The sequence below is a fragment of the Plantactinospora sp. BB1 genome, from assembly GCF_003030385.1.
Lineage (GTDB): Bacteria > Actinomycetota > Actinomycetes > Mycobacteriales > Micromonosporaceae > Plantactinospora.
This window is the reverse complement of record NZ_CP028159.1, coordinates 2,682,015-2,696,192: the sequence shown is the minus strand read 5'-3', so window position 1 is coordinate 2,696,192 and position 14,178 is coordinate 2,682,015. Positions and strand designations below refer to the sequence as shown.

Annotated in this window: 14 protein-coding genes; 3 read left to right on the top strand and 11 right to left on the bottom strand. The window is 71.4% G+C overall.

Annotated elements, in window-relative coordinates; all coding sequences use genetic code 11:
* Positions 1-25: 25 nt before the first annotated feature.
* From C6W10_RS11660 to C6W10_RS11630, 7 genes are all read right to left on the bottom strand, one after another.
* Positions 26-805, bottom strand: a complete 780-nt coding sequence (locus C6W10_RS11660) for an ABC transporter ATP-binding protein (protein WP_107258079.1) — start codon at positions 803-805, stop codon at positions 26-28.
* A 2-nt stretch (positions 806-807) separates the two neighbouring features.
* Positions 808-1,827: an iron ABC transporter permease gene (locus tag C6W10_RS11655; RefSeq protein WP_234361708.1), complete on the bottom strand. Its 1,020-nt coding sequence runs from the start codon at positions 1,825-1,827 to the stop codon at positions 808-810.
* Positions 1,828-2,156: 329 nt separating this feature from the next.
* Entirely contained in the window at positions 2,157-3,143 is a 987-nt protein-coding gene (locus C6W10_RS11650; protein ID WP_107258077.1) for an ATP-binding protein, read from the bottom strand.
* A 172-nt stretch (positions 3,144-3,315) separates the two neighbouring features.
* Positions 3,316-4,365, bottom strand: a complete 1,050-nt coding sequence (locus C6W10_RS11645) for an LLM class flavin-dependent oxidoreductase (protein WP_107258076.1) — start codon at positions 4,363-4,365, stop codon at positions 3,316-3,318.
* Complete coding sequence (locus C6W10_RS11640; RefSeq protein ID WP_107258075.1) at positions 4,355-4,747, bottom strand: SCO5389 family protein; 393 nt, start codon at positions 4,745-4,747, stop codon at positions 4,355-4,357. The genes C6W10_RS11645 and C6W10_RS11640 overlap by 11 nt, the downstream gene beginning before the upstream one ends.
* A 206-nt stretch (positions 4,748-4,953) precedes the next feature.
* Positions 4,954-5,601 (bottom strand): choice-of-anchor M domain-containing protein, encoded by a 648-nt coding sequence (locus C6W10_RS11635; protein WP_107258074.1) that lies wholly within the window; start codon positions 5,599-5,601, stop codon positions 4,954-4,956.
* A 32-nt stretch (positions 5,602-5,633) separates the two neighbouring features.
* Positions 5,634-6,287, bottom strand: a complete 654-nt coding sequence (locus C6W10_RS11630) for a choice-of-anchor M domain-containing protein (protein ID WP_234361707.1) — start codon at positions 6,285-6,287, stop codon at positions 5,634-5,636.
* Between the two features lie 204 nt (positions 6,288-6,491).
* Between C6W10_RS11630 and C6W10_RS11625 the strand changes: the two genes are divergently transcribed.
* From C6W10_RS11625 to C6W10_RS11615, 3 genes are all read left to right on the top strand, one after another.
* A complete protein-coding gene (locus C6W10_RS11625; RefSeq protein WP_107258072.1) occupies positions 6,492-7,952 on the top strand; it encodes a choice-of-anchor M domain-containing protein in 1,461 nt (486 codons plus the stop codon).
* Between the two features lie 165 nt (positions 7,953-8,117).
* The gene (locus C6W10_RS11620) at positions 8,118-8,846 is read left to right on the top strand and encodes a trans-aconitate 2-methyltransferase (RefSeq protein ID WP_107258071.1); all 729 of its coding nucleotides are present in this window, start codon (positions 8,118-8,120) and stop codon (positions 8,844-8,846) included.
* Between the two features lie 110 nt (positions 8,847-8,956).
* Positions 8,957-9,769 (top strand): class I SAM-dependent methyltransferase, encoded by an 813-nt coding sequence (locus tag C6W10_RS11615; RefSeq protein WP_107263868.1) that lies wholly within the window; start codon positions 8,957-8,959, stop codon positions 9,767-9,769.
* Here C6W10_RS11615 and C6W10_RS11610 read toward each other — a convergent pair.
* From C6W10_RS11610 to C6W10_RS11595, 4 genes are all read right to left on the bottom strand, one after another.
* Positions 9,766-10,698 carry an anchored repeat-type ABC transporter permease subunit gene (locus tag C6W10_RS11610; RefSeq protein WP_107258070.1) on the bottom strand — a complete coding sequence of 311 codons (933 nt, stop codon included), beginning with the start codon at positions 10,696-10,698 and terminating at the stop codon, positions 9,766-9,768. The genes C6W10_RS11615 and C6W10_RS11610 overlap by 4 nt on opposite strands.
* Positions 10,698-11,411 carry an anchored repeat-type ABC transporter ATP-binding subunit gene (locus tag C6W10_RS11605; protein WP_369938677.1) on the bottom strand — a complete coding sequence of 238 codons (714 nt, stop codon included), beginning with the start codon at positions 11,409-11,411 and terminating at the stop codon, positions 10,698-10,700. The genes C6W10_RS11610 and C6W10_RS11605 overlap by 1 nt, the downstream gene beginning before the upstream one ends.
* Before the next feature lie 26 nt (positions 11,412-11,437).
* Positions 11,438-12,397, bottom strand: coding sequence for a choice-of-anchor M domain-containing protein (locus C6W10_RS11600; protein WP_107263867.1), 960 nt, complete (start codon positions 12,395-12,397; stop codon positions 11,438-11,440).
* A gap of 137 nt (positions 12,398-12,534) precedes the next feature.
* A complete protein-coding gene (locus C6W10_RS11595; protein WP_107258068.1) occupies positions 12,535-14,157 on the bottom strand; it encodes an anchored repeat ABC transporter, substrate-binding protein in 1,623 nt (540 codons plus the stop codon).
* Positions 14,158-14,178: the final 21 nt, after the last annotated feature.

Here is a 14,178-nt window from a genome sequence, read left to right as displayed (position 1 = left end):
GGACCTACTTACCTGTCGGAGTTGACTACGTGGTGTGGGGCGGCGCGAGGGAGTACAGCAGTTGCGGGTCGCCGGTCAGGGGATGGGTGACGACGGTGGCGGCCACCCCGAAGACGTTCCGCACGAGGTCGGCGGTGAGGACCTCCGCGGGCGTGCCGGCGGCGACGAGCCGCCCGCCGGAGAGCACGCCGATCCGGTCACAGGTCGCGGCGGCGAGGTTCAGGTCGTGCAGGACCACCAGGACCGTCAGCGAGACGCCCTTGAGCAGGGAGAGCAGCTCGACCTGGTGTCGGATGTCCAGATGGTTGGTCGGTTCGTCGAGGACCAGGATCTCGGGCTCCTGCACCAGCGCCCGGGCCACGAGCACCCGTTGACGCTCGCCGCCGGAGAGGCTGAGGACGCCCCGGTCGGCGAGATGGGCGATATCAAGCCGCGCCATCGCCTGCTCGCACAGTTCCCGCTCCCGGCCACTGAGCGGCCGATTACCGCGCAGGTGCGGGGTACGGCCCAGCGCGACGACCTCCGCGACGGTGAAGTCTAGGTCGCTACCACCGTCCTGGGTCAGTGCGGCGATCGACCGGGCGCTCCTCCGCCGTGGCACGGTGGCGAGGTCGTCGCCACCGACGCGCACCACGCCCCGGCTCGGCCGTAACGCCCGGTAGACACAGCGCAGCGCGGTGGACTTGCCGGAGCCGTTCGGTCCGACCAACCCCACCGTCTGCCCCCGGTCGACGGTCAAGGACAGGTCGCGGACGAGCAGATGACCGTCGACCGCGACCGTGACGGCGTCCAGTCGCAGATCCATCGTCACCGGCCACCGAACAGGTAACCCCGGCGACGCATCAGCGCGATGAACGCCGGAACCCCGACCAGTGCCGTGATCACGCCCAGCGGAAGCTCCCGGGGAGCGACCACGGTTCGGGCGAGCAGATCGACCCAGATCATGAACAGCGCTCCGGCCAGCGGCGTCACGACCAGGACCCGGGCGTGAGAGGCGCCCACCAGGATGCGGACCAGGTGCGGCAACACCAGACCCACGAAGGCGATCGCCCCGCTGACCGCGACCATCGCTCCGGTGACCAGCGAGGTGACGACGAACAGGCCGGTACGGGCCCGGGTGCTGTCAACGCCGAGACTGGCGGCGGTCTCGTCCCCGAAGGTCATCACGTCGAGCATTCGGCTCCGGTGGTGCAACAGGAGTGTTCCGGCGAGCACCGCGACGGCGACCGGCGGCAGTACGCCCCAGGTCGCCGCACCGAAGCCACCCATCGACCAGAACAACAGCGTGCTCGTCGCCTCACTGTCCGGCGAGAAGTAGACGATCATCGCCATGACCGACTGAAAGCCGAACGACATCACCACACCGGTCAACACCAGCCGCAGCGGCGTGAGCCCAGCCCGGCTGTAGGAGGCGAGGAACACCAGCACGGTGGCGACGAGCGCGCCGACGAAGGCACCCGCGGAGACCGCGTACACACCGGCGAACGCAAGCCCGCCGGAGACGGTGACACCGACCGCCCCCACCGACGCGCCCGAGGAGACACCGAGCACGAACGGATCAGCGAGCGCGTTGCGCACCAACGACTGCACCGCGACCCCGACCACGCCCAGACCCGCACCGACCAACGCCGCGAGCAGCACCCGAGGCGTACGGATCTGCCAGACGATCTGATAGCGGGTCACCTCGTCGGCGGTGATGGTGCCACCGGTGAGTCCCGCCCACAGATACCGCACCGTGTCACCCGGCGGCACCACCGCCGCGCCGAGACCGATGACCACCGGCACGGAGACGAGCAGGGCGCCCAGCAGCAGACCGACGAGCAGCACCAGACTCCGCTTCGCCGACCCGGACGTACGCCGCATTCCACGGTGTGGCGCGGCGCGGGCATCCACCGGGTCAGGGCTGTCCACCCGGTCCCGGAGTGGCTGCGTCGACACAACGAAGTCCCCCAGTTACATGAAAGTGATTCTCGCTTTCAATCGGAGGCTAGCACGATCGAGCGGCCGCCAGCGGGCGCCCGACCAGCTCGATCGCACCGTCGAGCCGGCCGGCTCCGCCGCAACCTGCGCGCCCGCGAATCGATCGACCAGGACGCATGTGATGGCGGAGGAGCACGCGGCGCTCGTACCCGCCCGCCGCCCGGTCGTCGCGGAAGTCAGGCCTGTTGGAGCAGCGGGGAACGCAGTGCCTCGGGGCCGAGGACGAAGTCCGGGTCGACCTGTGCCGCGAGGTCCTCGCCGGTCCGGTCGTTTGCCCAGGCGGTGGCGTTGCGGAGGTGGAAGTGCACCGCCTGACGGGTGTACGTGGCCCGGTCCTGCTCCGCCGCGTCCACGGCGCCGCGCATCGTCTCCAGCGCCGCCCGGTTCGCCGGTTCGAGCGTGTCGATCGGGCCCGGCGTGCCCCGCTCGGCCTCCTTGACGTAGCCGGAGCGGCCGAGCCAGGTGAGCAGGTCGTCGCCGACGTGTTCGCGGAGGAACTCGACGTCGGAGGCGTCCTCGACCTTGTTGCCGACCACGTGCACCCGGACGCCGTAGTCGGCGGCGTAGCCGACGTACTGCCGGTAGACGCCGACGCTGCGCTGGGTCGGCTCGCAGACCAGGAAGGTGGCGTCGAAGCGGGTGAAGAGGCCGGAGGCGAACGAGTCGGCCCCGGCGGTCATGTCCACGACCGCGTACTCCCCTGGGCCGTCGACCAGGTGGTTGAGGATCAGTTCCACCGCGCCGACCTTGGAGTGGTAGCAGGCCACCCCGAGGTCCTCGCTGGTGAACGGCCCGGTCACCGCGAGCCGGACGCCGCCGATCTCGCGTACCAGGGTGTCGTAGACCGGGTTGGTCTCGGCGACTCGCAGCAGTCGGGAGCCGCGACCGGGCGGGGTGGTCTTGACCATCGCCGCGGCCGAGGAGATCCGGGGGTTCGTCCCCCGCAGGTACTCCTTGATCTCGGTCAGGTGGTCGCCCAGTGCGGGCAGCGTGATCGCCTCGTCCTCCGCGGCGCCGAGCGCCACGGCCAGGTGTTGGTTGATGTCCGCGTCGATCGCGAGCAGCGGAGTGCCGGCCGGCGCCTGCGCCGCGAGGTGGCGAGCGAACAGGGCGGCGAGCGTGGTTTTTCCGCTGCCTCCCTTACCGACAAATGCGATCTTCACGGCTGATCCTCCGGGAATGGGTACGTTTCCTGTGGTTCCGGCCACACCTTAGCGGACTTGGTAGTCGTTTCCACAAAGCCGCCACGACGTGAGACAGATGTTCCCCGAAAGCGGTACAGCCGTCCGGGCCGCCCGAGGCGGCTACGTCGGCAGGTTCCGGCGGGCCCGGATCTCAGTTGGAGACGGCGAGGTGCGGCAGAACCTCCGCACCGAGGCGCCGGATGGACGCCAGCGTGCGGTCAGGGTGCCCGGCGGCCTCGACGGCCAGCATCAGGCGCCGGGCGCCGGTGGCGGCGAGAGTGGCGGTCAGCCGCGACACGCAGCGGTCGGGTGGGCCGACTGGATGGATCGCGAGCAGGTGCTCGACGTAGGCGTCCAGGTCGCGATGCGCGGGTGGGCTGCCGTCGATCCGGACGTACTCCCGGGTGCGGGCGAGCCAGCCGGGCAGCGTGTCGCGCAGCTCCTTTTCGGCCTCGGCGACGGTGTCGGCGACGTACGCCAGGTGGGCGCTGACGTGCTCCGCCGCCGTGGTGTTCCGGCCGGTGGCCGTGGCCGTGGCCGCGTATCGGTCGAGGGTGGCGGCCTTGGCTGCGTCGTCGACGTGCATGCCGAGCAGCAGCGGGAGCCCTCGGGTGGCGGCGAGGTCCACGGTCGGCGACGTGGTGGCGGCCAGCCACACCGGCAGCGGCCGGCTCGGTCGGGGCACCATGGCGACCTGCCGGAACCGGTGCACCGGACCGCTCCCGGCGACGGTCGGCCGTCCGGAGAGCGCGTCGAGGAGCAGGTCGAGCGATTCCGGGAAGCCGGTGGTGTGCCGATCCAGTCCGGTGCCGAAGACCTCCAGGTCGACCCAGGGGCCGCCACGGGCCACCCCGAGGTCGAACCGCCCGCCGGAGACGGCGTCGAGCAGTACCGCCTCCTCGGCGAGCGCGACCGGGTGGCGGTTGGGCAGGATCGCCGCCGCGGTGCCGACCCGGAGCCGATTGGTTCGGCCGAGCAGGAAGCCGGCGAGCGTCGTCGCCGAGGGGCAGACGCCGTACGAGATGAAGTGGTGCTCGGCGAGCCACACACCGTCGAATCCGGCCGCCTCGGCGGCGATCGCGTAGTCCACCGCGTGCCCGAGGGTGGCGGCGTGGTCGGCGCCGGGGAACTGGCCGGCGAGCAGGAAGAGGTCGACGCGCGGCCGGACCGGCCGCGCGTCGCCCGGTGAGTCAGCAGTCACGCAGCTCGGGTGACTGGTTGAGCAGTTGGCCCCGGGTCGAGATGAAGGCCCGGTAGCGCTCGCCGTCCATGGCGGACGGTGAGAACGCGGCGACCCGGTGGCAGTTCTGGAAGGCCAGCTTCACTCCGAAGTGGCGCTCCAGCGCTCCTCGGATCGCGTCGCTGGCCAGCGCCCGTAGCAGTTGGCCCCGCTCGGCCTCGCTCGGTGGCGGCACCTCGTGGTCGGCGAAGTCGCCGCCGTCGCGGTCGAGGTCACCGGCGACCTCGTTGATCACCGCCCAGGCGTAGGGCAGCGAGTCGCGTACGCAGGCGACGAACTCGGCGTCGTCGACCGGGCCGGCCTCGGCCCGTTCCAGCAGGGCGGTGGGTACGTCGAGGGACATGCAGACTCCTCAATGTCGGAAGCATCACCGTCGGTGTTGGTGAATGTACTAACCGCGATTCCTACCTTGCCTGATCGGCCATTCGCCCGTCCAGCCCTCGTGCCGGCCCCGGCAATCGCCGGATGCGTTCGCCGGGGCGCGGCGGAGGCCGCGTCCCCGACTGTCCGAAGCGGGCCGTCGGGGACGCGGCGGTCAGGACGCCGCTCTCAGCCGACCTGGACCGTGTAGTTGACGGTCGGACTGGCAACTCCGGCGCCACCGTTCGCGGTGGCCCGGAACGAGAGGGTGTAGGTACCCAGCGCCGAGAACGCCCAGTTGCCGTGGGCGTGGCCACCGGCGCCGATGTTGCCGGGCCAGACGGAGATCGGGCAGCCTGCGGCGCTGTTGGAGTTGAGCCGGAAGGTCGGCGTGCCGAAGGAGTTGGTGGTGTAGAGGGCGAACCGCCCGCCGGCCGGCACGGACGACACACCGACCAGTTCCATCCGCACCGGCCCCTGGGCCGCCGGCACGTCCTCGGTGTTCCATCCGGGCCAGATCAGGTTGGGGTTCTCGGCCTGCGGCGCGACGTAGACGGTCGCCCCGGCGGCACCGAGGCAGTTCCAGGCGGATCCGCTGGGCACCGCGATGGCCGAGGTCGACCGCAGTCGCAGCGTCGTCCCCGCCGGGGAGAGGTCGTCGTTGGCAGGGCTGTACGACCTGATGTCGAGGGTGAGGGCTCCGGCGGTGTAGTCGACGTCGAGGACGTCGAGGTGGCCGGTCTCGATAGTTGCCGCGGCCGCCGGGGTGGCGGTCAGGCCGAGGACGGTGGCGGTCGCGGCCGCCACGAGGGCCAGGGTCCGGTGTACGAGTCTCATCGCTGCTCCAGTTCCGCTTCTCGGGTCGTGGCTCAGCTCTGGACCTTGAAGGTGAGCCACACCGGGTCGGAGGTGACGCGCTCGCCCGTCGCGGCCAGCCTGCCGGTGACGTCGACCTTGACCCGGTAGGTGCCGGCCGTCTCGAAGGCCCAGTTGACGTGCATGTGGCCGCCGACCGGCCGGGTGATCACGTCGGGCAGGCCGTCCTCGCTGTCGACCAGCACGTCGGGCGCGCCGAGCGGGTCGGTGACGAAGATGCTGAACCCGTCGGGACCGGTCACCCGGGTGAACCGGATCCGGACGCTGTCGCCGACGAAGACGCCCGCCTCGATCTCCTCGGTGGCCAGGCCGGCCCAGAGCAGGTTCTCGTCCTGGACCTCGGGGAGAATGTGGACGGTCGCGCCCGGGGCGCCGAGGAACGCGTACGCCGGGTCGTCCGGCACGGCCACCGCCGCCTCCGGCCTGGCGACGAAGATCACGTCGGCCGGGTCGCGCTCCACGTCGGGGTCCACGGTCTCGTCGTGGACGGAGATCTCGAACTCACCGTCCTCGAAGGCCACGTCCACCGCGTCGACGTGCCCCTGGGACAGCTGCACGGCAGCCGCCTGGGCAGGTACGGCCCCGACCAGCAGGCCGGCCGTGATCGCCGCAGTGACGCCGGTCAACGCGGTCATCCTGGCTCGCATGCGAATCCTCCTCACGCCACGGCGCCGCGCCGCAGCCAAAGCAAACGGTAACCATTTTCAGTAAACTGTCAAGCGTGTACGCCGCCGGCACCACGAGCCCTTCCGGGGACGGTCGATCGCCCACTCGACATGCCCCCGAGGGCGTGCTAACTTCCCGGCGAATCTGAAACCCGTTTTCATTTCATAGAAGGAGTAGAGGGAGGGATGACGACGAGAAATCCCAAGCGCCTCGCCGCTGCTGCCGGGGCCGCCGTCGTGTGCCTCGGCGGCCTACTGCTGCCCGGTGCCACACCGGCACTGGCGCAGGACAAGGTCGTGCTGTCCACCGGCCACACCGACGCGGTCGACGTGCACTACGAGGACGGCGAACTCGTGCTCAAGGTGCACGACGACACGGTGGAACCGTCGGTCACCCGGGATCCGGCGGACGTGACCTTCCAGGTCCTGCCGGAGGCCGCCGTCGAGGTGCCGGACCTGCCGGCGTACGCCTTCCTCGGGCCGGCGGGCTCGACGATCTGGATGCTGCCGATGACCCAGGAGCCGAACCTGCTGTGGCCGGGCTGGAACACCACCACGCTGCGATCCGGCGTGTTCCAGGGCGACAAGGTGCGGCTGAGCCTGGTCGAGGTGGCCGGGCCGGGCCGGGTGTCGGTCTTCATGACCGATCCGATCGGTCAGCCGCTGATCAAGTTTCGCAGCGACGACGGGCTGCCGGACGCGATCGACGTGCCGATCATGACCCACGCCCACGCCAACTGGGTCTTCAGCGCCCTGGGCAGCTACACGCTGACCTTCCAGGCCGACGCCACCCTGGCCGACGGCACGCCGATCTCCACCGGCCCGGTGCCGTACCGGTTCGTGGTCGGCGACCTGCCGGATCCGGACCCGGAGGTCGAGCTCTCCGTGCAGGGCCTGCAGCCCGGTTACGCCCCGGGCGCGGCGGTGACCCTGAGCGCCGTGCAGAATCCGGTCACCGACCTGGACCAGTACCGCTGGTTCAGCAGGTGCCCGGGAGCGGCGGACTTCACCGAGATCCCGAGCGAGGTGGCGGTGGCGTACTCGTTCACCGCCACGGCGCAGCTCGACGACTGCCAGTACCTGGTCCGCCTCTACCGGGACGGGAACGTGCTGGTGGCCGAGAGCGCTCCGGTGACCCTGAACGTCGAGGACGCCGGCACACCGGCGGCGTCGCAGACGATCAGGGTCACCGTCGGGGCGCAGGGCTCGTTGGTGGTCAGCGTCGACCCCGACGACCGTACGGTGAACCTGCCGGCGGCCATGCTCTCCCCGGCCGGTGACCGGTGGCAGAGCACGGGTGACCTGCGCCCGATCACGGTCACCGACACCCGGCCCGGCTCACCCGGCTGGAACGTCGCCGGTCAGCTCGGTGACTTCACCGCCGGGCAGAACCGGGTCGGCGGGAAGTACCTCGGCTGGGCACCGACGGTGCTGGCCCAGGCCCAGGGTCAGGGAGTCGTCGCGGGGCCGACGGTCGCGCCCGGCTTCACCAACGGGAACGGCCTGGCCGCGAGCAGTGTGCTCGGCACCGCATCTGCCGGCGACGGCCGGGGCACGGCCCAACTCGGTGCCGGACTGAACCTGGAACTGCCGACCGACACCGCCGCCGGTCAGTACGTCGCGACACTGACCCTGACCGCCATCTGAGGAACTTGAACACCGCCTGGAGGAAACCCGTCTCGGCAGCCGTGGGTGCACAGACCACGGCTGCCGAGACGCTTCCCGACGCTGCCCGCGGCGAACCGGAGCACACGCTCGAAGGGGGCGGGCCGGTGCGACCATCACCACCCTCGACAGGAAGGCATACAGCCGATGACGGCCGACCTCTATGCGGAATCCGGTGAGTTCATCGACGTGTTCAGCCGGGACGCCTGGCAGGCGTTCCGGACGCCGGTCGTCACGGCACTGCACCGCGCCGTCCCGGACCAGGGGCCGATCCTCGACATCGGCGCCGGGACCGGGCTGGGCACCCTGCTCGTCGCAGAGACGCTGCCAGGCGCCGAGATCGTCGCGGTGGAGCCGTCGCCGATCCTCCGCGCGGTCCTGCTGTCCCGACTCCTCGACAACGAGTCGCGGCGCCCGAGGGTGACCGTGGTCGCCGCCGGCATCCAGGACTGGACGCCTCCGGCCCGCCTCGGCGGGGTACTCGCGATGAACATGCTCGGCCACCTCGCCCCGGAGCAGCGCCGGACGCTCTGGACCGCCCTGCACGAACGCCTGACACCCTCCGCGCCGCTGATCGTGAACCTGCAACCGCCCGCCGAGGTGACCACCATCCCGCCGACCACCTTCGCGAGCATCACCATCGGCGGCCGTACCTACCAGGGCGGCGGCGAGGCCCGCCCCGCCGGCAACAACACCGTCACCTGGACGATGAGCTACCGCACCCTCGGCCAGGACGGCAACGTCGAACGCGAGATCGTCGTGGCGTACCCCTGGCACGTCGTCTCCCCGACGGAGTTGCTCGACGAACTCGCCGATGCCGGCTTCACCGCCACCGTCGGGAAGCTGGACGTCGTCGTGGCCACCCCGCACAGCTGACCCGGACACCGACCGCTCGGCGGGCGCTCACCTGCTGCAAACACCCCTGGAAGGAGACCGACGTGAACGACAGCACCGAAGCGGACAAGGCGGCCCGTGTCAAACAGGAGATGGCCGGGGTGTTCGACCGTGGCGCCCCGAGTTACGACCGGACCGGCGTGGACTTCTTCGGCCCGATGGGACGGGAACTGGTGCGCCGGGCCGGCCTCCGTCCGGGTGAGCGGGTGCTCGACGTGGGCTGCGGACGGGGTGCCGTGCTGCTGCCGGCCGCCGACGCCGTCGGGCCGACCGGCCGCGTCGTCGGCATCGACCTGGCCCCGACGATGGTCGAGCTGACCCGGGCCGACGTGGCCGCCGCCGGGCTGTCCCAGGTACGCGTCGAGGTCGCCGACGCCGAGGCCCCGCCGCTGCCGGAGGCCAGCTTCGACGCGGTACTCGCCGGACTCGTGGTCTTCATGCTCCCCGCGCCCCTCGATGCGCTGCGCGCCTACCGGCGGCTGCTCCGCCCCGGCGGACGACTCGGCTTCAGCACCTTCGCCGCCCACGACGCCCGCTTCGACGAGGCGCTGCGCACGTTGGCGCAGCACCTCCCCGAGGAGCACCGTCGGCCACCGACGGCCGACCGGGAGCCGTTGTTCGGCACCGCCGAGTCGGTCGCCGCACTGGTCGATGCCGCCGGCTTCCAGCAGGTCACGGTCGACGAGGTGCCGTTCGAGAGCCGGTTCCGCGACGTCGACCACTGGACGGCGTGGGCCTGGTCGCACGGCGCTCGCGCACTGCTGGAGCGCATTCCGGCCGATCGGCTGCCCGCCGCGCTCGCCGACGCGGCCCAGGTGCTGGCCCCGGCCGGCGGCGACCTCGTGCTGGGCACCACCGTCCGGTTCGCCTGCGGCGTAGCTGCGCCCGCACCCTCCGACAGCTAACGCACGGCCGGCGACCCTACGGTCGCAAGGTCGGGGCGCTCGTCCGTTCCCGTCGCGCCGGCGTGCTCTACCGCTGTGCGGCGGCGCCAGCGTCGGGTCAGCAGGCCGTGCCTCGGGGCGAAGAGCCAGGCGGCGAGGAAGACGGCGGTGGCGACCAGCACGATCGTGCCGCCGACCGGGGCGTCGTAGCTCCACGACAGGTAGAGCCCGACCAGTGCGGACGTGCCGCCGATCACGGGGGCGAGCAGCATCATCACACCGAGCCGGTCGGTGAGCAGCCGAGCCGCCGCCGCAGGGGTGATCAGCAGGGCCAGCACGAGGATGTTGCCGATGGTCTGTAGCGAGATCACCACGGCCAGGGTCACCAGCACGTAGAGGACGATGTCGAGCCAGAAGACCGACATGCCCATGGATCGGGCCATCTCCCGGTCCAGGCAGACCGCGACGAACTCCTTGTGCAGCGCGAAGACCAGCCCCAGGATGACCAGGCCGGTGCCGCCGACCAGGTAGAGGTCCCGGTCCGGGATGCCGGTGATCGAGCCGAAGAGGAACTGTTGCAGCGAGCCGGCGTACCCGGGTGCCTGCGAGATGATCACGATGCCGAGGGCGAAGGCGGCGACGAGGAAGACGCCGATCAGGGAGTCCTCCTTGAGCCGCCGGTTCTGCGCGAAGATCGCGATCAGCAGGGCGGTCGCTATCCCGGCGACGGCACCGCCGAGGACCAGGCTGCCCTGTAGCACGAAGGCGACCGCGAGGCCGGGGAAGACCGCGTGCGCGACGGCGTCACCGATGAAGGCCATCCCCCGGAGTACGACGTAGCAGCCGACGACGCCGCAGACGATGCTGGACATCACCGCGATGGCCAGCGCCTTGGGCAGGAAGGCGAGGTCGGGGTTGAACAGGTCGGTGAGAAAGTCGGTGATCGACACTAGGCCGCCCTCACGAGTTTCAACAGCGGGGAGGTCTCGCTGACCCCGAAGGTACGCATCCACACCTCGACGTCCTGGAGTTCGTCGGGTCGCCCGTCGGCGACGACCGTGCGGTTGAGCAGGACCAGTCGGGTGCAGGACTCCATCGCCGCGACCAGGTCGTGGGTGGTCATCAGCACCGCCCTCCCCTCGGCGGCGAGGCTGGCGAAGAGGTCGCCGAGCAGTTCCTGGGTGGGCATGTCGAGTCCGGTGAACGGCTCGTCGAGCAGCAGGATGCGCGGCGCCAGCGCGAGAGCACGGGCGACCAGGACACGTTGCCGTTGCCCGCCGGAGAGTTCGCCGACCGGGCGCCCGCGCAGTCCGGTGAGTTGCACCCGGTCGAGCGCCTCGCCGACGGCCCGCCAGTCGGCGACACCGGGACGGCGGAGCAGTCCGATCCGACCGGTCCGGCCGGTCAGCACCGCCTGCTCGACGGAGATCGGGAAGTCCCAGGTGAACTCGTGCCGCTGCGGCACGTACCCGATGCCCGCCCGGCCGGGCCGGGACGGCTTCCCTTCCACCAGCACCCGGCCGGCCCTGGCGCGGACCAGTGCCAGAACGGTGCGGAGCAGGGTGGTCTTGCCCGCCCCGTTGGGGCCGAGCAGTCCCACCAACTCCCCCGGTTCGAGGTGCAGCCGTACGTCCCGCAGGACCGGCCGGCCGCCGAGGTCCACGTCCAGGTTTTCGATCCCCAGCGCTCTCACGAACGACCGTCCGTCGGCGGCGCGCTGCGCTCGAATTCGGCCCGGCGCCGCGCCCCGGCACCGCGGACCAGCACCACCACGAGAGCCACCGCGAGCAGGACCGCGATACCGACCAGCGCGGCGAGCAGCGTCGTACCGGGGCCACCGGACGCGTCGCCGGCCTCGGCCGGCCCGTCGCCCGGTGCGCCCTGCCCGGTGGGTGCCGGGACGTCCGCCACAGCGGCGAACGCCTCGTCCGCGCTGGCCGCGTCGCCGACCGCGAAGCGCAGCGTCCGGGTCGCGGAGACCTTCTCGCCACTGATCAGGTCGGCGGAGACCTGGACCGAGACCAGGTAGACACCGGGGGTGCTGAAGACCCAGTTGGCGTGGGTGTGGGTGTTGACCTCGACCCAGATCGGCTGGGCCGCCGGCTCGGCCGAGCGCCACAGCACCTGCGGCGCGGCGAAGTTGCCGGACTGGAGGAAGGTGGTGAGGGTGCCCGGCCCGCGCACGCCGAGCAGGCTCAGCGTGATCCCGCGGTCGATGGTCCGCATCACCCGGGGATCCTGGCTGTTCCAGCCGAGCCAGACCACTCCCTGGCCCTGGACCTGTGGCACCACATGCACCCGCTTGCCGGCCTCGATGTCGAGGAAGGCGTACGCCGGATCGTCCGGTACGGGGCGCAACGCCGCGTCGGAGACCCGGAACACGGTTTCGTCGGGATCGCGCCACACCGGCTGGGCCTGGGTGCCGTCGTGCACCAGGAGGGTCCACTTGTCGTCGACGAAGCGAGGGCCGATGTCCACGTGTCCGGTCGCCAGGGTCACCCGGCCGGTGGCCAGCGGTTGGTCCGCCGCGATCGACTGTCGGAGACCCGGACTCGGCTGTGCGACAGGTCCCGCACCCGGCCGCTCGGCGGAGACCGCACCCGGCCGCTCGGCGAGCGCCGGGCTGGGCGTCGCCGCCAGCACGAGCATCGTTCCCGCGACGCACCGCAGCACCCTCGTCGCCGCGCGGGCGCCTCGCCCGCGCGTCGGCCTCGGCGCCGCGTCCCGGCGCTGCCGACCGGCCCAGCGGCGCGATCGGGCTCGTCCTGCCGTCACTGCTTCCTCCCTCATCGTGCCGTGCCCAGGCAGTCGTGCAGCGATTCGGCGTTGAACCGCATCATCCGCACGTAGTCGGTGACCTCGTCGTCGAAGGTGTCGCCGTAGATCCGGCAGATCCGCAGCCCTTCCTCCCGGGCCACCTCGGTCAGCGTGGCGGAGCGGGCCGCCAGGTTCGGTTCCAGGAACACGGCGGGGATGTCGAGGTTGCGGATCGTCTCGGTGAGCCGGCGCCGGTCGGCCAGGCTCGGCTCGGTGGCCGGGTTCGGGGTGACGAAACCCGAGATTTCGATCCCGTACGCCTGGCCGAGATAGCCGAACGCGTCGTGGGTGGTGACCAGGTGGCGTTGCGAGGGCGGGATCCGGGCGATGGTGTCCCGCACGAAGGCGTCGAGTCGTTCGAGCTCGCCGACATAGGTCGCGGCGTTGCCGCGGTACTCCCCCGCGCCCTGCGGGTCCACCCCGATCAGCGTGTCCCGGATCAGCTCCACGTAGGCGATGACGTTGCGGACGTTCTGCCACAGGTGCGGGTCGATCTCGCCGTGCACGTGCTTGCCGAGTACCGCCTGGGGTAGCTGGTGGACCTGGGTGCCCGGCCGCCCGAGGAACCGGTACCTGCGGTCGCCCGGCACCTCCCGCAGTGCCTTGTTCGGCACCTCGATCACGGTGCCGGCCGGGTCGTACACCCGCTGGTTGACCGTGCCGCCGCCCTCCGGATCGGCCAACAGATCGAGCCGACGCTGGTCGAGGTCGACGCTGATGTCCGCGTGCCCCGAGTTCAGCACCGCCGCGCCCGCCATTCCCGGCACCGAGTGCGGATCCACCCCGACGGCAAAGGTGAAGACCTGCTCCCCCATCGGCACGGGCGCGGTGTCCGGGGTGACCGCAAGCTCCGCCCGCATCGCCAGCCGGTAGACGCCCGGCTCGGTGAACGCCCAGCTCATGTGGGTGTGTGCGTCCGGTGGCAGGGTCGCGGTGTCGTCCCGGTAGCCGTTGGCCGGGTCGAACCCGTCGGTGGAGTCGACATAGAACGACGGGTCGCCGAACGACTCGGTCAGATAGGCGACGAGCCTTCCGGGACCCTCCACGGCGGTGGCGTGCAGCAGCACGTCGGAGGAGCGGTTGGCACCGTGCGCCGCGCCGGTGCCCCGGACCCGCATGCCGAGCCAGATGGTGTCCAGCGAGACGTCCTCGACCAGCGGGATGATCTCCGCCGCGTACTTCACCGCCCCTTCGGCCAGCGAGACGTTCGGTACGCCGTCGCGCAGGTTCGCGTCCAGCGCCTTGATGATCGCCTGCTCCTCCAACAGCAGGTAGTTGCTGAACGCGACGTCGGCGTACACGACGTCGCGGACGTTGCGCAGGGTCGGCTCGTAACTGTGTGGGTCGGCGCCGTCCGGCACCAGCGCGCTGACCCGTACCCGGTCACCACCGACCTGGCCGACCAGATCGCGCAGGATGCCGGTGGTGGTGACGACCTGGAGCCGCTCGTCGTGCGCGCTCAGCGTCACCTCCGACCGGCAGCCGGCGGTCAGCACCGCGACCAGCAGCGACACCACCGCCGGCAGCAGCCGGGCGCGCGGAGCGGCGCGGCGAGCATGCGGGCGGGCCCGGGTGACGACGGCAGCGGGCATCCGCGTACCTCCTCGCTCGGC